This is a genomic window from Streptomyces sp. NPDC028331, from assembly GCF_055565775.1.
In genome coordinates this window covers 233,446-252,392 of sequence record NZ_JBVHTR010000005.1, presented here as the reverse complement: position 1 = coordinate 252,392, position 18,947 = coordinate 233,446, and the positions used below count along the sequence as shown (strand labels likewise).

General features: G+C 73.1%; 17 protein-coding genes. 13 read left to right on the top strand and 4 right to left on the bottom strand.

Going from position 1 to position 18,947, the window contains the following annotated elements; all coding sequences use genetic code 11:
• The first annotated feature begins 2 nt into the window (after window positions 1-2).
• Window positions 3-794 carry a 3-oxoacyl-ACP reductase gene (locus ACZ4SW_RS09175; RefSeq protein WP_468240338.1) on the top strand — a complete coding sequence of 264 codons (792 nt, stop codon included), beginning with the start codon at window positions 3-5 and terminating at the stop codon, window positions 792-794.
• Window positions 795-894: 100 nt separating this feature from the next.
• Here the strand turns inward: ACZ4SW_RS09175 and ACZ4SW_RS09170 are convergent, their stop codons facing one another.
• Window positions 895-2,097 carry an amino acid deaminase/aldolase gene (locus tag ACZ4SW_RS09170; protein WP_468239943.1) on the bottom strand — a complete coding sequence of 401 codons (1,203 nt, stop codon included), beginning with the start codon at window positions 2,095-2,097 and terminating at the stop codon, window positions 895-897.
• Between the two features lie 1,253 nt (window positions 2,098-3,350).
• Here ACZ4SW_RS09170 and ACZ4SW_RS09165 point away from each other — a divergent pair.
• Together ACZ4SW_RS09165 and mycP are read left to right on the top strand one after the other, a co-directional pair.
• Entirely contained in the window at window positions 3,351-4,286 is a 936-nt protein-coding gene (locus tag ACZ4SW_RS09165; protein WP_468239940.1) for a hypothetical protein, read from the top strand.
• Window positions 4,283-5,449, top strand: coding sequence for a type VII secretion-associated serine protease mycosin (mycP, locus tag ACZ4SW_RS09160; protein ID WP_468239937.1), 1,167 nt, complete (start codon window positions 4,283-4,285; stop codon window positions 5,447-5,449). Before ACZ4SW_RS09165 ends, mycP begins: the two co-directional genes overlap by 4 nt.
• A 27-nt stretch (window positions 5,450-5,476) precedes the next feature.
• Here the strand turns inward: mycP and ACZ4SW_RS09155 are convergent, their stop codons facing one another.
• On the bottom strand, window positions 5,477-6,439 hold the full coding sequence (locus tag ACZ4SW_RS09155; protein WP_468239934.1) for a serine hydrolase: 963 nt from the start codon (window positions 6,437-6,439) through the stop codon (window positions 5,477-5,479).
• A gap of 151 nt (window positions 6,440-6,590) precedes the next feature.
• Between ACZ4SW_RS09155 and ACZ4SW_RS09150 the strand changes: the two genes are divergently transcribed.
• On the top strand, window positions 6,591-7,328 hold the full coding sequence (locus ACZ4SW_RS09150; RefSeq protein WP_468239931.1) for an SseB family protein: 738 nt from the start codon (window positions 6,591-6,593) through the stop codon (window positions 7,326-7,328).
• A 160-nt stretch (window positions 7,329-7,488) separates the two neighbouring features.
• Here the strand turns inward: ACZ4SW_RS09150 and ACZ4SW_RS09145 are convergent, their stop codons facing one another.
• The gene (locus ACZ4SW_RS09145) at window positions 7,489-7,884 is read right to left on the bottom strand and encodes a DUF1844 domain-containing protein (protein ID WP_468239928.1); all 396 of its coding nucleotides are present in this window, start codon (window positions 7,882-7,884) and stop codon (window positions 7,489-7,491) included.
• A 376-nt stretch (window positions 7,885-8,260) separates the two neighbouring features.
• Between ACZ4SW_RS09145 and infC the strand changes: the two genes are divergently transcribed.
• From infC to ACZ4SW_RS09100, 9 genes are all read left to right on the top strand, one after another.
• On the top strand, window positions 8,261-8,908 hold the full coding sequence (infC, locus tag ACZ4SW_RS09140) for a translation initiation factor IF-3 (RefSeq protein ID WP_468240336.1): 648 nt from the start codon (window positions 8,261-8,263) through the stop codon (window positions 8,906-8,908).
• 182 nt (window positions 8,909-9,090) lie between these two features.
• Window positions 9,091-9,285, top strand: a complete 195-nt coding sequence (gene rpmI, locus ACZ4SW_RS09135; protein ID WP_007829094.1) for a 50S ribosomal protein L35 — start codon at window positions 9,091-9,093, stop codon at window positions 9,283-9,285.
• Window positions 9,286-9,398: 113 nt separating this feature from the next.
• On the top strand, window positions 9,399-9,782 hold the full coding sequence (rplT, locus tag ACZ4SW_RS09130; protein ID WP_016642495.1) for a 50S ribosomal protein L20: 384 nt from the start codon (window positions 9,399-9,401) through the stop codon (window positions 9,780-9,782).
• A 354-nt stretch (window positions 9,783-10,136) separates the two neighbouring features.
• Window positions 10,137-10,997 carry a TrmH family RNA methyltransferase gene (locus ACZ4SW_RS09125; RefSeq protein WP_468239925.1) on the top strand — a complete coding sequence of 287 codons (861 nt, stop codon included), beginning with the start codon at window positions 10,137-10,139 and terminating at the stop codon, window positions 10,995-10,997.
• Window positions 10,998-11,047: 50 nt separating this feature from the next.
• Window positions 11,048-12,184 (top strand): sensor histidine kinase, encoded by a 1,137-nt coding sequence (locus tag ACZ4SW_RS09120; RefSeq protein WP_468239923.1) that lies wholly within the window; start codon window positions 11,048-11,050, stop codon window positions 12,182-12,184.
• 188 nt (window positions 12,185-12,372) lie between these two features.
• The gene (pheS, locus tag ACZ4SW_RS09115) at window positions 12,373-13,494 is read left to right on the top strand and encodes a phenylalanine--tRNA ligase subunit alpha (RefSeq protein WP_468239920.1); all 1,122 of its coding nucleotides are present in this window, start codon (window positions 12,373-12,375) and stop codon (window positions 13,492-13,494) included.
• Window positions 13,494-16,007: a phenylalanine--tRNA ligase subunit beta gene (gene pheT / locus ACZ4SW_RS09110; RefSeq protein WP_468239918.1), complete on the top strand. Its 2,514-nt coding sequence runs from the start codon at window positions 13,494-13,496 to the stop codon at window positions 16,005-16,007. The genes pheS and pheT overlap by 1 nt, the downstream gene beginning before the upstream one ends.
• 416 nt (window positions 16,008-16,423) lie before the next feature.
• A complete protein-coding gene (locus tag ACZ4SW_RS09105; RefSeq protein ID WP_468239915.1) occupies window positions 16,424-17,764 on the top strand; it encodes a transcriptional regulator in 1,341 nt (446 codons plus the stop codon).
• A 152-nt stretch (window positions 17,765-17,916) separates the two neighbouring features.
• On the top strand, window positions 17,917-18,462 hold the full coding sequence (locus ACZ4SW_RS09100) for an NUDIX hydrolase (RefSeq protein ID WP_200421293.1): 546 nt from the start codon (window positions 17,917-17,919) through the stop codon (window positions 18,460-18,462).
• 19 nt (window positions 18,463-18,481) lie between these two features.
• Here ACZ4SW_RS09100 and ACZ4SW_RS09095 read toward each other — a convergent pair whose 3' ends face one another.
• Window positions 18,482-18,739 (bottom strand): hypothetical protein, encoded by a 258-nt coding sequence (locus tag ACZ4SW_RS09095; protein WP_468239912.1) that lies wholly within the window; start codon window positions 18,737-18,739, stop codon window positions 18,482-18,484.
• Window positions 18,740-18,947: the final 208 nt, after the last annotated feature.

Here is an 18,947-nt window from a genome sequence, read left to right as displayed (position 1 = left end):
CAGTGACCTCGCAGACCTCTGACAGCATCTGCCGCCGCCTGGTCGGCCGCACCGCCGTCGTCACCGGTGCCGGCAGCGGCATCGGTCTCGCCAGCGCGCGCAGGCTCGCCGCCGAGGGCGCGAACGTCGTCTGCGGCGACGTCGACGAGACCCGCGGCAAGGCCGCCGCCGAGGAAGTGGGCGGCCTGTTCGTGAAGGTCGACGTCACCGACCCCGAGCAGGTGGAGGCGCTGTTCAAGGCCGCCTACGACACCTACGGCACCGTCGACATCGCCTTCAACAACGCCGGCATCTCCCCGCCCGACGACGACTCCATCCTCGAGACGGGCCTGGAGGCCTGGAAGCGGGTGCAGGAGGTCAACCTGACCTCCGTCTACCTGTGCTGCAAGGCGGCGATCCCCTACATGCGGCGCCAGGGCAAGGGCTCCATCATCAACACGGCGTCGTTCGTGGCACGGATGGGCGCGGCCACCTCGCAGATCTCGTACACCGCCTCCAAGGGCGGCGTCCTCGCCATGTCCCGCGAACTGGGCGTGCAGTTCGCGCGGGAGGGCATCCGCGTCAACGCCCTGTGCCCCGGGCCGGTCAACACCCCACTGCTGCAGGAGCTGTTCGCCAAGGACCCCGAGCGGGCCGCGCGCCGCCTGGTGCACATCCCCGTCGGCCGGTTCGCGGAGGCCGAGGAGATCGCCGCGGCGGTCGCGTTCCTCGCCAGCGACGACTCGTCCTTCGTCAACGCCACCGACTTCCTGGTGGACGGCGGAATCTCCGGAGCGTACGTCACGCCCCTGTAGGGCCTCGGACCCGTGACCGGCTCACGGCGCTCACGGCGGCACCGGGGGCGGCCCGAGGAACGCCGCCGGGACCGCCCCCGGGCCGGTCCGGGTGGTCACGTCACAGGAAGGTGTGCCCCTCGCCGCGGTACGTCGGCACGGTCGCCGTGACCCGGTCGCCCTCCACCAGGTGGAGGGCGTCGAAACGCTCGCACAGCTCGCCCGCCTTGGCGTGCCGGAACCACACCTTGTCCCCGATGAGCAGGTCGTCGGCGGCAGCGCCCAGCAACGGCGTCTGCACCTCGCCGGGCCCCTCCTGCGGGTCGTACGCCAGCCCCTCGGGCAGATACGGCACGGGCAGCCGGTCGGGGCCCGCCGCGCCCGACGCGGGGTAGCCGCCGCCCAGCACGGTCACCACCCCCACCCCGGGCCTGCGCACCACCGGCATGGCGAACAGCGCCGCCGGACGCCCGCGGAACGAGGTGTAGTTGTCGAACAGCCGCGGCACGTACAGCCCCGAGCCCGCCGCTATCTCGGTCACCGCGTCCTCGGCGGCCGTGTACTGGACGCTCCCCGTGCCGCCGCCGTTGACGAACTCCAGGTCCGGCGCGACGGCCCGGACGGCGCGCACCACCTCGGCCCGGCGTCCGGCGAGCTCCCTGCGCGCCGTGGCCTGCATCAGCCGGATGGCACGCGACCGCAGCGGACGGCCCGCCACCGCATCGCCGACACCCGCGACATGGCCCTCGTACGCCATGATGCCCACCAGCCGGAAACCCGGCGTGCGGACCACCGTGCGGGCCATCTCCGCGACCTGCTCGGGGGAGTGCAGCGGCGAGCGGCGCGCGCCGACGCGGACCCGGCCGCCGAGCAGCTTCAGCGAGGTGTCCAACTCCAGGCAGACGCGCACCTCTTCGGCGCCGCCCCGGCGGGCGTCGTCGATGAGGCGCAACTGGGCCGGGTCGTCGATCATCACGGTGACGGCGGCGGCGAGCTTGGGGTCGCTCGTCAGCTCGGCGTAACCCTGCCGGTCGGCCGACGGGTAGGCGAGCAGGACGTCGTCGAAACCGGAGCGGGCCAGCCACAGGGACTCGGCGAGCGTGAAGGACATGACGCCCGCGAACCCCTCCCGGGCCAGCACGCGTTCGAGCAGGGCACGGCAGCGCACGGACTTGCTGGCGACCCGGATCGGCTTGCCGCCGGCCCGGCGGAGGAGGTCGTCGGCGTTCGCGTCGAACGCCTCCAGGTCCACGATCGCGACAGGGGCGTCGAGATGAGCGGTGGCCCGGTCGTAGCGGGCCCGGTCTGCGGCGCGGGCAGTCATGAACGCAGCCTGCCAGATGCGATTACCGCAGGGTAGGGGGACGATCCGGGCAGATGCCGCCGGTGACGTGGACCGGTTCCCGTTCGAGGCGGATCAACCCGTAGAGTGACGCGCACGTGGGGAAGCGGTTGATCCGCCCGGGCGCGTACGCCTGGGATGGGCGCCCGCCCGCGCGGGTATGCCTGCCCAGAACGGGACCGGCCGGCGTCCGCACCACGCGTACCGGCCGTCCGCCCTGGGCGGTCGAACACCCGGGGGGACCCCGGGCGGCCCGGCGACAACGAAACGGGGGGTGCATGAGCACGGAAGCGCACCGCGCCTCCATCCCTCCGCGCCCCACGACCCCGCCCCGCCCGGCCACGCCTCCGGGCGAACCCACGACTCCGCGTCGCCCGTCGACGGCACCGGACGAGCCGGGCACACCGCCCCGGCCGACGACGCGCTCCGCCGCTCCCCTGCCTCCGCCGCGCCCCTCGACGCCGCCGGCTTTCCCGCCTGCGGGCACGAACGGCACGCCCGCGGCCGGAGACGACCGACCGCACCCGGCGCAGCGCAACGGCTCGGCCCGAACGGTCCCGCCCCGCCCGGAGCAGCCGCCCGCGGCCCCGGCCCCGTCCGGTCCGCAGGCCCCCGACCCGCGGCGAACACCGCCTGCCCGTACGCCTTCCCCGTCGGCCCCGCCCCGCCCGGAGCAGCCGCCGCACGCACCCGGGCACCCCGCTGTGGCCGGGTACGGCGTGCGCGCTTCCGCGGCGCGCCCGGTGGACAGCCGTTCGACGGGCGCCGACGTGGACGGCTCCGGCGCGCGGCACGGCACGGAGCCTCCCTCGCGGCGTCCGAACACGGTCGGCCCTTCCGCACGGCCCGGCCTGAACACTCCGTCGGCACGACCGGGCGGAGTCGATGCGCCGAGCCGGTCCAGTGCGGGTGGCAGTTCGGCTCGTTCGGGCGCTGCCCGTCCTTCGGCCGGTTCCGGTGGGGGCGATGCGGTCGGCCGGTCCGGTGCCGGCGGGACCTCGGTGCGTTCCGGTGCGGACCGTTCCGCGGCCGCGCCCGGTGCCGTCGGCGGGTCCGGCCGGAGCGGTGGTGTCACGCGGCCGTTCAGGCTCGGTGCGAGCGCCCCCCAGCGGCCGCCGGGCGGCTCCGAGGGCGCGGCCGGTGGTGACCGGGCGCCGTCGGCGCGGCCCGCCCCCGGATCCCGCCGGTTCACGGCCCCCGACCGGCACGCCGAACCCCCCGGACCGCCCCCGCCGGTGGCCACCGCGCGCTTCCCCGACGCGCCCCCGACCGTCGGAGCCGCCCCCGGGACCGACGCCGCCGGCATCGTGGAGACCACCGCGCGGCTGCGGCCCGCCGAACCCGCGCGCCCCTTCGTGACCCTCGCCCAGCCCGACACCCGCGGTCTCGACACCCCCCGGCCGCGGTCCTTCGCCGTCCGCGTCCACCCCCGGGTCGCCGCGTCCGCCGTCTGCCTCGTCCTCGGGCTCGGGCTCATCGGCGGCGCCGCGACCGGCAGTTGGCTCACCGGGGACGACTCGCCGAACGGTGCGCGGGGCGCGTACGCCGTCGCCGGAACCCTGTGGCACAGCGTGCCCGTCGACCGGCTCTTCCCGCCCACCGTCCAGGGCCCGGGCGCGGGCCCCGGCGGCGCCGACCGCACCTGGACCCGCATCGCCGTCGCCCCCGACAGCGGCTGCACGGACGCCTTCGACCCTCTCCTGCGCAAGGCACTCGCCCCCGCCGGCTGTCTGCGCCTGCTGCGCGCCACCTACACCGACGCGACCCGCAGTCAGGTCACCACCGTGGGCCTGCTGTTCACGCGGGCCGACGCCGCCGCCATGAGCGCCCTCGCCGGCCGCTTCAAGGAGGAGGGCCTGGACCGCCGCACCGACCTCATGCCCCGCCCGTACGCGGCCAAGGGCACCGTCGCGGCGGGCTTCGGCGACGACCAGCGCGCCTCCTGGACGATATCCGTCCTCACCGACGCCCCCGTCGTCGTCTACGCCGTCTCCGGCTTCGCCGACGGCCGCACCGTCACCGAACCCCAGCCCGCCCAGGACGCGATGAAGACCGGCGCCACCACCGCCCCCGCCCAAGCGGGGCTCGGCAACGACGCCGCCGGCCTCGCCGACCGCATCGAGGCGGTGCTGCGCAAGACCTTCACCTCGGCCACGGAGAAGCCCTCATGAGCGCCCGTACGGCCGGCGCCCGCCTGCTCACCCTCCTCCTCGCCGGCGCCCTCGCCCTGCTGCCCGCCACCGCCGCCCACGCCGACGGCATACAAGCCCAGGAGTGGGCCCTGGACGCCCTGCACCTCCAGCAGGTCTGGCAGACGACCAAGGGCAGGGGCATCACCGTCGCCGTCCTGGACACCGGCGTCGACGCCACCCACCCCGACCTGGCGGGCAACGTCCTGCCCGCCAAGGACCTGGTCGGCTTCGGCGCCGAGCGCGGCGACCGCGCCTGGGCCCGGCACGGCACGGCCATGGCCGGCATCATCGCCGGACACGGCCACGGCATCGACGACACCGACGGCGTCATCGGCGTCGCTCCGGAGGCGAAGATCCTCCCCGTCCGCGTCATCCTCGAGGACGGCGACCCGGCCCGTACCAAGGCCCGCAACACCCGCGGCAACGCCCTCGCCGAGGGCATCCGCTGGGCCGCCGACCACGGCGCCGACGTCATCAACCTCTCCCTCGGCGACGACTCCGACTCGGCGCACCCCGAAGCGGCCGAGGACGAGGCGATCCAGTACGCCCTGAAGAAGGGCACGGTCGTCGTCGCCTCGGCCGGCAACGGCGGTGAACTGGGCGACCACACCTCGTACCCGGCGGCCTACCCGGGCGTCATCGCCGCCACCGCCGTCGACCGCTACGGCACCCGCGCCTCCTTCTCCACCCGCCGCTGGTACGCCACGGTCAGCGCCCCCGGCGTCGACGTCGTCATCGCCGACCCGGACCGCAGGTACTACGAGGGCTGGGGCACGAGCGCGGCCTCCGCGTTCGTCTCGGGCGCCGTGGCGCTCATCAAGGCGGCCCATCCGGGACTCAGCCCGGCCCAGATCAAGCAACTCCTGGAGAAGACGGCCCGCAACGCCCCGACCGGCGGCCGGGACGACTCCCGCGGCTTCGGCTTCATCGACCCCGCGGCGGCCGTCAAGGCCGCGGCCGGCCTCAGACCGGACGACCTGCACGCGGTGGCCTACGGCAAGGAGTACTTCGGCCCCGGCCCGGACCCGGCCGGCGCCGCATCCGACTCCCCGGGCTGGGCGGGCCCGCTGGCGGGGACCCTGGGCGTGGCGCTGCTGGTCGCTTCGGTACTGCTGTGGAGGAGCCGCAGAAGCGCGCCGTAGGGGGACCCGGCGGTCGATGCGGCGTCCTCACTCGAACGCGGCCGACACGGCCACCGCCGCTCGCGCCGCGGCCTCCACCACCGAAATCCCCTTGTCCTTCGTCGAGTTCCCGTCGGACAACACCGCCACCAGGTAGTCGCGCCCCCCGGCCGTCACCCGCCCGATGCTGTTGACGTCCCACAGCCCGGTCGTGCTCCGCGGCAGCCATCCGTTCTTCAGCGCCCACGCGGAGCCGTCCGCCGCCGCGGAGACCCCCCACCGCTGGTCCTCGGCGATGGCGCCCATGAGCCCCCGCAGGTAGGACCGCGAGGCCTCGCTCAGCCGCGAGTCGTCCCCGAACACCTGCTCGAGCAAGGTGAGCTGATCCGCTGCCGTGGTCTGCGTCAGCCCCCACAGCGTGCCCTCACCACCGACCGTGTCCGTCAGGCCGAAGCGCTTGTTCGCGCCGTCCAGGCCGTCGGCGCCCCCGATCGCGGTCCACAGCGCCGACGCGGAGGCGTTGTCGCTGTCCTCGATCATCGCGGTGGCGTACGACTTCTCCTGCGGGGTCAGGTGCCGGCCGGCGTCCTGCGCCTGGAGCAGCAGCGTCGCCAGGATGTCCACCTTCACGATGCTCGCCGTGTCGAAGGTGCCGTCCCCGTACGCGGCGCTGCGGCCGGAGTCCATCGACAGCACCGCCACGGCCACACGGGCCCCGTCCTCGACGGTCACCTGGCTCATCGCCCGCTCCAGCAGCGCGTCCCGGTCCACCGAGGGTTCCGCGGAAGGTCCCACCGATGCCTCCCGGCTCGTCGAGGCGGACGCCGGGGGCGTCACCGACGACGGCGACGATACGGCGCCCGCGCCGGCGTGCGCCCGCATCCTCAGGTACGCCGTCCCCGTGGCCGCCCCGCCGGCCACGACGGCCGCCGCCAGCGCCGTACAGGCGAAGGACCGGCGCCGGGAGGCGCGGGCGCGGCGGCGACGACGGCGGGTTCTCGGGGAATCCATGGCCGCCGATGCTCGGTGCCCGTCCTGTGCATGCCGTGGGACGGGCGTGAGACATGCGTCAGGGGACGCTCAGAAACGCGTGAGAGCGGTCCGCGTCGGGTCTCAGGGGCGGCACGACCCCCGCGGGGACCCCCCGATAGGGTCGGTGACCGTGGCGAACAAGAACATTCCCGACTCCGGCTTCTCCGACGACGACGGCTCCGCCGACCCCCGGCTGAGCGCCGCGCTCGCCGCCTGGGCCGAGGACCGCAGCGCCGTGGGGCCCGTCCTGGAGGCGCTGAAGGGCGCGCGGCTCCTCGTGCCCGTGGTGGCCGTCCTCGGCGAGGCGGAGGAGGACGAGAGGGGACTGCGCCGCGAGAAGACCAGCGAGATGGCCGTACCCACCCTGAAGGCCGGCGGCCGGACCGCCCTGCCCGCCTTCACGTCCACCGAGGCGCTGGCCCGCTGGGACCCCGCGGCCCGCCCGGTCGCCGTCCCGTTGCACCAGGCCCTCCAGGCCGCCGCGCACGAGAAGGCCGACACGATCGTCCTGGACCTGTCCGGGCCGGTGCCGTTCGAGCTGTCCGGCCCCGCGCTGCTGGCCCTCGCCGAGGGCCGTACGACGACCGACCCGCTCGCCGACCCGGCCGTCACCGACGCCGTACGCGCCGCCGTGGCCGCGGAGCCCGCCGTGCAGCGCGCCTACCTCGGCCCCGGCCGGGCGGACGGCATCCTGGCGCTCGTCCTCGACCCGGCCGCGAGCCCGGCCGGGGCCGCGCGCGCGGTGGCCGAGCGCATGGCCTCCGACGAGACACTGAGGGCCCGCCTGGTGCGCGGCCTCGACCTGGCAGTTCTGCCGGCCGGAGCGACGCCCCCGGGCGAGCCCCTGTTCAATCGGGAACGATCGTGAGCTAGTGCTGTGACCGGAAAGGTTCACCGGCTCGCGACGCCCGGCACGGCACCTCGCCGCGTTGTCGCATCACCCGAGTACATCCAGTACGCGGGCGATGCTCCGCCTTGCGATGTACCGCACCGGACGCCGCGAGCTTCCCGGCAAACCTTTCACAGCACTAGCCGTAGACCGGCCCGGTGTACTTCTCACCCGGGCCCTGGCCCGGCTCGTCCGGGACGACCGACGCCTCGCGGAACGCGAGCTGCAGCGACTTCAGGCCGTCGCGCAACGGCGCCGCGTGGAAGGAGCTGATCTCCGTCGCGCTCGCGTCGAGCAGCCCGGCGAGGGCGTGCACCAGTTTGCGCGCCTCGTCCAGGTCCTTGTACTTGTCGCCCTCCTCGGTCAGACCGAGCTTCACGGCGGCGGCGCTCATCAGGTTGACGGCGACCGTCACGATCACCTCGACCGCGGGCACCTCCGCGATGTCGCGGGTCATGGCGTCGAAGTCGGGGGTCGCGGCGGAAGCCGGGGACTCCGTGGGAGCCTCGGATTCCGAGGGGGAGGTGTCACTCATGCCCCACACGATAGGTGCCGGGGGCGGGTCCGCCTCAATTAGCCCTGGGTGGCCGAAGCTGCTAGCCTTGAGTGACGACCGGCCGGACGCGCCCGACAGTGTGCCCGGCCCGCAAGTGGAGGCTCCGATCTCCCACCTGGCCGCCCCGAGGGGCGGCGGGTCACCGGTCAGGCGGCCACCACCGTTCCGTACGGACGGTGGAGTCGCCCGAAAGCGCGCCCCGCGGTCCACCGCGGCGGTGCTCCGGAACGTTCGGAGTCCCGCCTGTGTCCCGTCCGGGGCATTTTTCATGCGCCGCGATGGTTGGTCCTTATGTCAACCCAGACATATACGCGGCCGTCCGCCAGGCGGTCGTAGGTGCTACCGAGGAGGATCCATCAGCGCCGAGCCCCGCATCAACGACCGGATTCGCGTTCCCGAGGTGCGACTTGTCGGTCCCAGTGGCGAGCAGGTCGGCATCGTGCCGCTTGCCAAGGCACTGGAGCTTGCGCAGGAGTACGACCTGGACCTGGTCGAGGTCGCGGCGAACGCCCGTCCGCCCGTGTGCAAGCTCATGGACTACGGGAAGTTCAAGTACGAGTCGGCCATGAAGGCCCGTGAGGCGCGCAAGAACCAGGCGCACACGGTCATCAAGGAGATGAAGCTCCGGCCGAAGATCGACCCGCACGACTATGACACCAAGAAGGGTCACGTCGTCCGGTTCCTCAAGCAGGGCGACAAGGTCAAGATCACGATCATGTTCCGTGGCCGCGAGCAGTCCCGCCCCGAGCTGGGCTACCGACTGCTGCAGCGTCTCGCGGAGGACGTCCAGGACCTCGGTTTCGTGGAGTCGAACCCGAAGCAGGACGGCCGCAACATGATCATGGTTCTCGGTCCGCACAAGAAGAAGACCGAGGCGATGGCCGAGGCCCGTCAGGCGCAGGAGGCCCGCAAGGCGTCCGCGAAGGCCAACCCCGGCCGCTCGCAGAACGCCGCCGACGCCGAGACCGCCGAGGCCCCGGCCGAGGCATCCGCCGAGGCCTGATCCCGGGGCGTGAGCCCCGGGGGAGCCGGACGTACGGACGTACGACCACCGTGAGGCGGCCGTACGGACCCCGGACCCGGGACGCCAGTCCCAGGACGTAACCGATACAAGAGCGACGCTCCATCGTGCCCGGTTTTCGCGACCGGGCACCGGAGCGCCACCGACGAGGAGAGAACGGCGCTATGCCGAAGAACAAGTCGCACAGCGGTGCCAGCAAGCGCTTCAAGGTCACCGGCTCCGGCAAGGTGCTCCGTGAGCGCGCCGGCAAGCGCCACCTGCTCGAGCACAAGTCGTCCCGTCTGACGCGTCGCCTCACCGGCAACGCCGAGATGGCCCCGGGCGACGCCAAGAAGATCAAGAAGCTTCTCGGCAAGTGACGGGACGGCGCTTGATCTTCTGATCAGTCCGCGCCGTACCCACGTCAGGACCGGGACCCAATCGATTCGGGCCGTGTGAAGACCACCACGGCCCCGCTACAAGGAGTCAACAAGTGGCACGCGTCAAGCGGGCAGTCAACGCCCACAAGAAGCGCCGGGCGATCCTCGAGCAGGCCTCCGGCTACCGCGGTCAGCGTTCGCGCCTGTACCGCAAGGCCAAGGAGCAGGTCACCCACTCGCTGGTCTACAACTACAACGACCGCAAGAAGCGCAAGGGCGACTTCCGTCAGCTGTGGATCCAGCGCATCAACGCCGCCGCCCGCGCCAACGGGATCACCTACAACCGCTTCATCCAGGGTCTGAAGGCCGCGAACATCGAGGTCGACCGCAAGATCCTGGCCGAGCTGGCGGTCAACGACGCGAACGCGTTCGCCGCGCTCGTCGAGGTCGCGCAGAAGGCCCTGCCGTCGGACGTGAACGCGCCGAAGGCGGCGTGACGCTGCGCCGGCTCTAGCCGGACGTGAAACGGACCCGCAGGCTGCGAGCCTGCGGGTCCGACTGCGTCGGGGCGTTGCGCTGCGCACGGCCGCGGCACGCCCGGGCCTGTGCGGCCGTGTGCAGTCGTGCCTCCCGCAGTGGCTTGACGGCCCGGGGTGCCCCAAGGGCGGCCCTGGGGATGCCCGAGGGGCGGCACGGGTCGACACGCTGCGCGTCGCACCGGACGGTTCGGCCTCTCACCGCTTCAAGGCGTGGAGGACACCCGGATCCGTCGTCGTGGCGGGGCGCCGTCGCGGCGGAGAAGAGATGGCTGTCACGCCACAGAGAACCCTGGACTTCCGAAAGTGAACCGCATGCCCCCCGCCACCCCCGAGCTCATCTCCCCCCGTTCCCCCCGCGTCGGCGCCGCCCGCCGGCTCGCGAAGCGGAACTTCCGGGGCAAGGAGCGGCTGTTCCTCGCGGAGGGGCCGCAGGCCGTCCGGGAGGCGGCCGGGCACCGGAGCGGGGGCACGGCGACCCTCGTCGAGTTGTTCGTCACCCCGGAGGCCGCCGAGCGCTACCCGGACATCGTCGGCGCCGCCCGTGACGCCGGCGCCCGCGTCCACCTCGCCGCCGAGCAGGTCATCGCCGACATCTCCACCACCGTCACCCCACAGGGCCTCGTCGGGATCTGCCGGTTCCTGGACACCGACTTCGACGCGGTCCTCAAGGCCCGCCCCCGCCTGGTCGCCGTCCTCGCCCACGTGCGTGACCCGGGTAACGCCGGCACCGTCCTGCGGTGCGCCGACGCCGCCGGTGCCGAGGCCGTCGTCCTCACCGACGCCTCCGTCGACCTGTACAACCCCAAGGCCGTCCGCGCCTCCGTCGGCTCGCTCTTCCACCTGCCGGTCGCCGTCGGCGTCCCCGTCGAGCGCGCCGTGGCCGGACTCAAGGACGCCGGCGTACGCATCCTCGCCGCCGACGGCGCCGGCGACCACGACCTCGACGACGAGCTCGACAAGGGCACCATGGGGGTGCCCACCGCGTGGGTGTTCGGCAACGAGGCGTGGGGCCTGCCCGAGGAGACGCGGGAGCTGGCCGACGCCGTCGTCCGGGTGCCCATCCACGGAAGGGCCGAAAGCCTGAACCTCGCGACCGCCGCGGCCGTATGTCTCTATGCGTCCGCCCGTGCACAGCGCGCCCCCGGAGGGTGCCGCTCCGTCACTCACGGCTAGTAGGGTGGCGGGCTCGGGGCCCACGGCCTGATGAGAGGTGGGGTACGGGGATGAGGGTCGGCACGAGCAGAGCACCGGAGGCACGGGCAGCGCACCGCGTGCCCGGGTCCCGGCGCGGCGGCGAACTCGCCGAGCTCGGCATCGACCCGGACGAACTCCCCGACGGACTCGTGATCGCCGACGAGCACGCGCGCGTGATCTGCTTCAACGCCGCCGCCGAACGCATCACCGCCGTCCGCGCCGCCGCCGCCCTCGGACAGCGGCTCGAGGCGGCCCTGCCATTAGAGGACCTGGAGGGGCGGCGCTGGTGGCAGCTCACCGACCCCTACGGCGGGCTCGCGATCCGGGTACGCCAGCCGGAGCGCAACCTGCTGCTGCCCGGGGGACGCGAGGTCCTCGTCTCCGCCCGCTACGTACGCACCCACCCCACCGGGCCCATCCGCCGCGTCGTCGTCTCCCTGCGCGACACCGAGGCCCGCCGCCGCACCGAGCGCAGCCACGCCGAGCTGATCGCCACGGTGGCCCACGAACTGCGCTCCCCGCTGACCTCCGTCAAGGGCTTCACCGCCACGCTCCTCGCCAAGTGGGAACGCTTCACCGACGACCAGAAGCGGCTCATGCTGGAGACCGTCGACGCCGACGCGGACCGGGTCACCCGGCTGATCGCCGAGCTGCTGGACATCTCGCGGATCGACTCCGGACGGCTGGAGGTGCGCCGTCAGCCCGTCGACATAGGAGCGGCCGTCGGGCGGCACATCCAGGCGTACGTCGCCGCCGGCCAGCCCGCCGACCGTTTCCTGCTGCGCATCGAGCAGCCCCTGCCCGCCCTCTGGGCCGACCCCGACAAGATCGACCAGGTGCTCAGCAACCTCCTCGAAAATGCCGTGCGCCACGGCGAGGGAACCGTCACCATCGACATCACGCCCTCGGCGTCCCCCCGCGAAGGGGAGGACGCCGGCACGTCGGTCACGGTGAGCGACGAGGGCCCAGGCATCCCGGAGGAATCCATGAACCGCGTCTTCACCCGCTTCTGGCGGGGCAGCAAGCGCGGTGGCACGGGCCTCGGGCTCTACATCGTCAAGGGCATCGTCGAGGCCCACGGCGGCACCATCACGGTCGGCCGCGCCCGCGGCGGCGGCGCCGAGTTCCGATTTACGTTGCCCGTGGGGGCACCGGCCTTTTTATAGGGTGTCGCGCAGCGTCGTACAGGGCGGTGGTGGGCGACGGGTGGGCCTGAGCAACCCACGGGCGCATTCACTTTCCCCAGCCCCGTTAGACTCGGCCATTGGCACCTTTGCGTCCCAGTTCCGGAGACGATTCGTCCACGAGTCGATCACGGGGACCGTCAGCCAGCCAATCGGAAGCACGGGAAGAGATGTCGGCACCCAATAAGTCGTACGACCCTGTCGAGGTCGAGGCCTTGAAACCGGAAGAGATCGAGCGCATGCGGGACGAGGCGCTCGCCGCCTTCGCCGCCGCGGATTCCCTCGACGCGCTCCACGAGGCCAAGGTCGCCCACACCGGCCCCGCCTCACCGCTGGCTCTCGCCAACCGCGAGATCGGCGCCCTGCCCCCGCACGCCAAGGCCGACGCCGGCAAGCGCGTCGGCCAGGCCCGCGGCGCCGTGAACAAGGCCCTCGCCGCCCGCCAGGCAGAGCTGGAGGCCGAGCGGGACGCCCGCGTGCTGGTCGAGGAGTCGGTGGACGTCACGCTGCCCTACGACCGTGTGCCCGCGGGCGCCCGCCACCCGCTGACCACCCTGTCCGAGCGCATCGAGGACATCTTCGTGGCCATGGGCTACGAGGTCGCCGAGGGGCCCGAGGTCGAGGCCGAGTGGTTCAACTTCGACGCCCTCAACATCGGCCCGGACCACCCGGCCCGCGGCGAGGCCGACACCTTCTTCGTGCAGGCGCCCGACGGCGGCTCGGAATCCGGTGTCGTGCTGCGCACCCACACCTCGCCCGTGCAGATCCGCTCCCTGCTCGACCGCGAGCTGCCGGTCTACGTGATCTGCCCCGGCCGCGTGTACCGCACCGACGAGCTGGACGCCACCCACACCCCCGTCTTCCACCAGGTCGAGCTGCTCGCCGTCGACGAGGGCCTGACCATGGCCGACCTCAAGGGCACCCTGGACCACATGGTCCAGTCGCTGTTCGGCGAGGGCATGAAGACCCGGCTGCGGCCGAACTTCTTCCCGTTCACCGAGCCGTCCGCCGAGATGGACATGGTGTGCTACGTCTGCCGCGGCGAGTCCGTCGGCAACCCCGACCGGCCCTGCCGCACCTGCTCGTCCGAGGGCTGGATCGAGCTCGGCGGCTGCGGCATGGTCAACCCGCGGGTGCTCACCGCCTGCGGCGTCGACCCGGAGAAGTACAGCGGCTTCGCCTTCGGGTTCGGCATCGAGCGGATGCTGATGTTCCGCCACAACGTCGAGGACATGCGAGACATGGTCGAAGGTGACGTCCGGTTCACCCGGCCGTTCGGGATGGAGATCTGATGCGGGTCCCGCTTTCTTGGCTGCGGGAGTACGTCGACCTGCCGGCGACGGAGACCGGGCGCGATGTGCAGGCCAAACTGATTTCGGCCGGCCTGGAGGTCGAGACCGTCGAGCACCTCGGCGCCGACCTCAAGGGTCCGCTGGTCGTGGGCCAGGTGCTGAGCATCGAGGAGCTGGAGGGCTTCAAGAAGCCGATCCGCTTCTGCACCGTCGACGTCGGTCAGGCCAACGGCACCGGCGAGCCCCAGGAGATCGTCTGCGGCGCCCGCAACTTCTCCGTCGGCGACAAGGTCGTCGTGGTCCTCCCGGGCGCCGTGCTGCCCGGCGGGTTCGCGATCTCCGCGCGCAAGACCTACGGCCGGAACTCGCACGGCATGATCTGCTCCAGCGAGGAGCTGGGCATGGGCGAGGACGGCACCAAGGGCATCATCGTGCTGCCGCCGGAGACCGAGGTCGGCAAGGACGCGATCGAGCTGCTGGAGCTGGTCGACGAGGTGCTCGACATCGCCGTGACCGCCAACCGCGGCGACTGCCTGTCGATCCGCGGTGTCGCCCGCGAGACCGCCATCGCCTACGGCCTGCCGCTGCGCGACCCGGCCCTGCTCGACGTACCGGCGCCGAACGCGTTCGGCCACCCGGTCCAGATCTCCGAGCCGCTCGGCTGCGACCGCTTCACCGCCCGCACGGTGACCGGCGTCGACCCCGAGGCCCGCTCCCCGATCTGGCTGCAGCGCCGGCTGCAGAAGGTCGGCATGCGCCCGATCTCGCTCGCCGTCGACATCACCAACTACGTGATGATGGAGATGGGCCAGCCGCTGCACGCCTACGACCGCAAGCTGGTCCAGGGCGCGATCGGCGTGCGCCGCGCCGAGGAGGGCGAGAAGTTCACCACCCTCGACGGCGTCACGCGCACCCTGCACACCGAGGACCTCGTGATCACCGACGAGCGCGGCCCGATCGGCCTCGCCGGCGTCATGGGCGGTGCGAACACCGAGATCGCCGACCACGACGACGCGGAGAACGCCACCACCGAGATCGTCATCGAGGCCGCGCACTTCAACCAGGTCTCCATCGCCCGCACCGCGCGCCGCCACAAGCTGTCCACGGAGGCCTCCCGCCGCTTCGAGCGCGGCGTCGACCCGCTGGCCGCGGCCGCCGCCGCGCAGCGCACGGTGGACCTGCTGGTGCTGCTCGCGGGCGGTACCGCCGACGCCGGCGTCACCGAGATCATCGCGCCGTCCGCGCCGCACACCATCGCCATGCCGGCCGACCACCCGGACCGGGTCGCGGGCGTCCACTACGGCCGTGAGACCGTCGTACGGCGCCTGCAGGAGGTCGGCTGCGACGTGTACGGGCAGGACGAGCTGATCGTCACCGTGCCGTCCTGGCGGCCCGACCTGAGCGACCGCAACGACCTGGCGGAGGAGGTCATCCGGCTGGAGGGCTACGAGAACCTGCCCTCCACGCTGCCGAAGCCCCCCTCGGGCCGGGGCCTGACCCACCGCCAGCGGCTGCACCGCCGCGTCGGCCGGGCGCTGGCCGGGGCCGGTTACGTCGAGGCGCCGAACTACCCGTTCGTCAGCGAGCAGGTCTTCGACCAGTTCCTCCTCGAGGCCGACGACCCGGCCCGCCGGGTCGTCGAGCTGGTCAACCCGCTCAGCGACGAGGAGCCGGCGCTGCGCACGTCGCTGCTGCCCGGCCTGCTCGGCGCGCTGCGCCGCAACGACGGCCGCGGCTCGCACGACCTGGCGCTGTTCGAGACCGGGCTGGTCTTCCACCCGCGCGAGGAGCAGCGCGCGGCCGGGCACCTGCCCGTCGACCGGCGTCCCACCGACGACGAGATCGCCGCGCTGAACGCCGTGCTGCCCGAGCAGCCGCGCCACGTGGCCGTCGTCCTCGCGGGCGCCCGCGAGCAGGCCGGCTGGTGGGGCAAGGGCCGTCCGGGCGACTGGGCCGACGCGGTGGAGGCCGCCCGGACCGTGGCCCGTGAGGCGGGGACCGAGCTGATCGTCCGCAAGGGCCAGTACGGGCCGTGGCACCCGGGCCGCTGCGCCGAGCTCGCGGTCGTCGCCGACGGCGCCGAGCGGGTCGTGGGCCACGCGGGCGAACTGCACCCGCGGGTGGTGAAGGCACTGGGGCTGCCCGAGCGCACCTGCGCGATGGAGCTGAACCTGGACGCGCTGGAGACGGCCGGCGACGGCACCCCGCAGGCGCCCGGCATCTCCACGTTCCCGGTCGCCACGCAGGACGTCGCGCTCGTCGTGGACAAGCCGGTGCCGCAGGCGGAGGTCCAGGCCGCGCTGCGCGAGGGCGCCGGTGAACTCCTCGAGTCCATCCGGCTGTTCGACGTCTACGAGAACGACGAGCAGCTCGGGGAGGGGCGCAAGTCGCTGGCGTACGCGCTGCGCTTCCGCGCTTCCGACCGCACGCTCACGGTGGACGAGGCGTCCGCCGCGCGCGACGCGGCGGTCGCGCTGGCCGCTGAGCGCACCGGGGCCGTGCTGCGGAGCTAGGCCCGGCGAGCGCCGGGGGACTGCGGGTCGGGTGTCGGCCGCGGGTGGTCGGCGGCTGATCGCGCAGTTCCCCGCACCCCTTTGGGGGCGCGGGGAACTGGGCGAGAAACCACATCGGACCGCAGCCGACGAACGACCCGCGGTACCCGGCGCTCAGCCGCTCAGCCCCGCCGGCGGAGCCGTCCGCCCCGCCACGGAGTGTCGGGCAGGCGGCCGGGCGGACGGCGCGGAGCGGGCCGCCGCACTGTACGAGGGGGAGCCGGCGGCCCGGCCGGCCTCTTGCGAGGGTTTTCAAGTCAAGCGGCCGGAAACTCTCCGCGACAGCGCACGCACAGGCCGGATTCGCGTACTCCGTTCACACCCCGTGTGAAGCGGTTCGCACTACCCTGGCGAAACCGAGCCACCGGAGTGCACCCATGCAGCCCAACACTCTGCTCGACGCGATCCTCGACGAGGCCGGAATCTCCCACGCGGGACTGGCCGCGCACGTCAACCAGGCCGGGCGGGCGCGCGGCCTCGCGCTGAGGTACGAACACACGGCCGTGGCACGGTGGTTGAAGGGCCAGCGCCCGCGCGGCCAGGTGCCCGACCTGATCTGCGAGGTGCTCGCGGCCCGGCTGCACCGCCCGGTGACCCTCGACGACATCGGCCTCGGAGTGCCCGGAGAACCGGCCGCGACCCACGGCTCCAGCCTGTCCGGCTTCGTCGAGCGCGCCACCGCCCTGTGGCGCTCCGACGAGCAGCAGCGCCCCCACATCCTGGGCGCCCCGGCGGTGACGGGCACGCCCGCCGTGATGCCCGTGTGGGAGTGGGAGAACCCGCCGGAGGACGTGGACGTCTCCCGCGGCGGCCGCCACCGGGTCACCCCGGCCGACATCGACATGCTGCGCGCCGCCCGCGCCCACTACGAGCAGATGTACCGCAAGGCCGGCGGCATAGCCACCCGCGCCCGCATCGTCGGCTTCCTCAACGCCGAGACGGCACCGCTGCTGCGCGGCGGCTACACCGACGCCATGGGCCGCCAACTGCACCGCGCCACCGGGGGACTCGTCGCGATCGCCGGCATCTGCGCGTACGACTCCGACGCGCACGGCCTCGCCCAGCGCTACTTCCACCAGGCCCTGCGCCTGGCGAAGGCCAGCGGGGACCGGGGGCTCGGCGCGTACGTCATAGCCCTGCTGGTCAACCAGTCGCTGTTCATGAAGGAGTACCGGCAGGCCGTGGCCTTCGCCGAGGCCGCGCTGCGCGCCGCGGGCAAGCAGATCACCCCGGCGCTCGGCTCCGATCTGTACGCCATGCAGGCGAAGGCGTACGCGCACCTCGGGGACGCATCGGGAGCGCTGTCCTGCATCCGGCGGGCCGAGTCGGCCGCCGAACGCATCCGGCGCGGCCACGAACCGGACGAGACCGGCTACGTCCAGCCCGGCCTGGTCAACGTCCAGGTCGCCGAGGCGCTGCTGAGCCTCGGCGACCTGGCGGCGGCCGGCGAGCACGCCGCGGCCGCCGTCGACACGCCCGCGCACGACCGGGGCCGGGTGCACCGTCTCGCCATGCTCAGCCAGATCGAACTGCGTCAGGGCAACGCCGACAAGGCGGTGGCCACCGCGGTGGAGATGGCGGAGCGGGCGCGCGGAATGGAGTCCATGCGCCTGCGCGACAGACTCCGGGCGGTGCGCGAACACCTGGTCCGCAGCGGCTGCGCCGGAACGGCCGAGGCCGCCGAACTCATCGACGGGGCCCTGCGCGTACCGCTGTAGTCACCGCCCCACCCACCGCATGAAAGCCGAGCGATGTCCGCCGGCCCCGACGACTGCGCCCGGCGCTGCGCCGGGCGTGCGCCGCTGTGAGCCTGCTGGGACGACGCTCCTGCTGCGATATTGCCCCTTACTCGGCGGAAGGTGGCAGAACCATGCAGTGGACGAAACAGAACGAACAAACTGTGTATGAAAACCGCTGGTTCAGCGTCAACCTGGCGGATGTCGAGCTGCCGGACGGCCGGCACCTCGACCACTTCCTGATACGGCTGCGGCCCGTCGCCGTGGCCACCGTCGTCAACGAGGCCAACGAGGTGCTGCTGCTGTGGCGGCACCGCTTCATCACCGACAGCTGGGGGTGGGAACTCGCGGCGGGCGTCGTCGAGGACGGCGAGGACATCGCCGACGCGGCGGCCCGCGAACTCGAGGAGGAGACCGGCTGGCGGCCGGGACCTCTGCGCCATCTCATGAGCGTCGAGCCCTCCAACGGGCTCACCGACGCGCGGCACCACGTCTACTGGGCCGACGAGGGCGAGTACGTCGGGCACCCCGTGGACGACTTCGAGTCGGACCGCCGGGAATGGGTTCCCCTCAAACTCGTCCCCGACATGGTCGCTCGCGGGGAGGTCCCGGCCGCCAACATGGCGGCCGCGTTACTGCTCCTGCACCACCTCAGGCTCGGTCAGGACGCGATGCCCTGACCTGTGGCCGAGCGGTGGGCTAGTGCCCCAGGGCCTGCCAGACCGCCACGACCAGCGCGCCCACCGCCGTGAGGGCGGCGACGGCGGGCAGCGGCCAGCGTGCGTGTTCGAGCGAGATGATGCGGGTGTGCAGTTCGTCCAGCTCCTTGGCCGTCTCCTCGGTGCGATGGCTGAGCAGCGCCAGCCCGCCCTCGACGCGTGCGTAGGCCACGTCGAGTCGGCGGCGTAACTCAGCGAGTTCTCCATGGACGACGGGATGCTCGGGATCGGCGGTCACAAGTCCGCTCCTTTCCGTAGTCGTCTCACATCCCTTGCATGCGCATGCTGAGTCAACTCGCCTGGTGGGCGCGTGAGGAGAGTGTGCGAGAGGCATATGCGGGTCCGGCGCGCACACGCCGTGTGAATGGCGTGGGGGGGGGGGGGGGGGGGGGGGGGGGGGGGGCGGGGGAGGGGGGGGGGGGGGGGGGGCATGCGAAGCTGGCGAG

What these genes read in the sequence shown, in the direction of transcription:
- rpmI (WP_007829094.1), top strand. Translation starts at nt 9,091, where the DNA reads ATGCCGAAGAACAAGTCGCACAGCGGTGCCAGCAAGCGCTTCAAGGTC.
- ACZ4SW_RS09120 (WP_468239923.1), top strand. Translation starts at nt 11,048, where the DNA reads ATGAGGGTCGGCACGAGCAGAGCACCGGAGGCACGGGCAGCGCACCGC.
- ACZ4SW_RS09125 (WP_468239925.1), top strand. Translation starts at nt 10,137, where the DNA reads ATGCCCCCCGCCACCCCCGAGCTCATCTCCCCCCGTTCCCCCCGCGTC.
- ACZ4SW_RS09100 (WP_200421293.1), top strand. Translation starts at nt 17,917, where the DNA reads ATGCAGTGGACGAAACAGAACGAACAAACTGTGTATGAAAACCGCTGG.
- ACZ4SW_RS09105 (WP_468239915.1), top strand. Translation starts at nt 16,424, where the DNA reads ATGCAGCCCAACACTCTGCTCGACGCGATCCTCGACGAGGCCGGAATC.
- pheS (WP_468239920.1), top strand. Translation starts at nt 12,373, where the DNA reads ATGTCGGCACCCAATAAGTCGTACGACCCTGTCGAGGTCGAGGCCTTG.
- mycP (WP_468239937.1), top strand. Translation starts at nt 4,283, where the DNA reads ATGAGCGCCCGTACGGCCGGCGCCCGCCTGCTCACCCTCCTCCTCGCC.
- ACZ4SW_RS09155 (WP_468239934.1), bottom strand. Translation starts at nt 6,439, where the DNA reads ATGGATTCCCCGAGAACCCGCCGTCGTCGCCGCCGCGCCCGCGCCTCC.
- ACZ4SW_RS09170 (WP_468239943.1), bottom strand. Translation starts at nt 2,097, where the DNA reads ATGACTGCCCGCGCCGCAGACCGGGCCCGCTACGACCGGGCCACCGCT.
- ACZ4SW_RS09145 (WP_468239928.1), bottom strand. Translation starts at nt 7,884, where the DNA reads ATGAGTGACACCTCCCCCTCGGAATCCGAGGCTCCCACGGAGTCCCCG.
- pheT (WP_468239918.1), top strand. Translation starts at nt 13,494, where the DNA reads ATGCGGGTCCCGCTTTCTTGGCTGCGGGAGTACGTCGACCTGCCGGCG.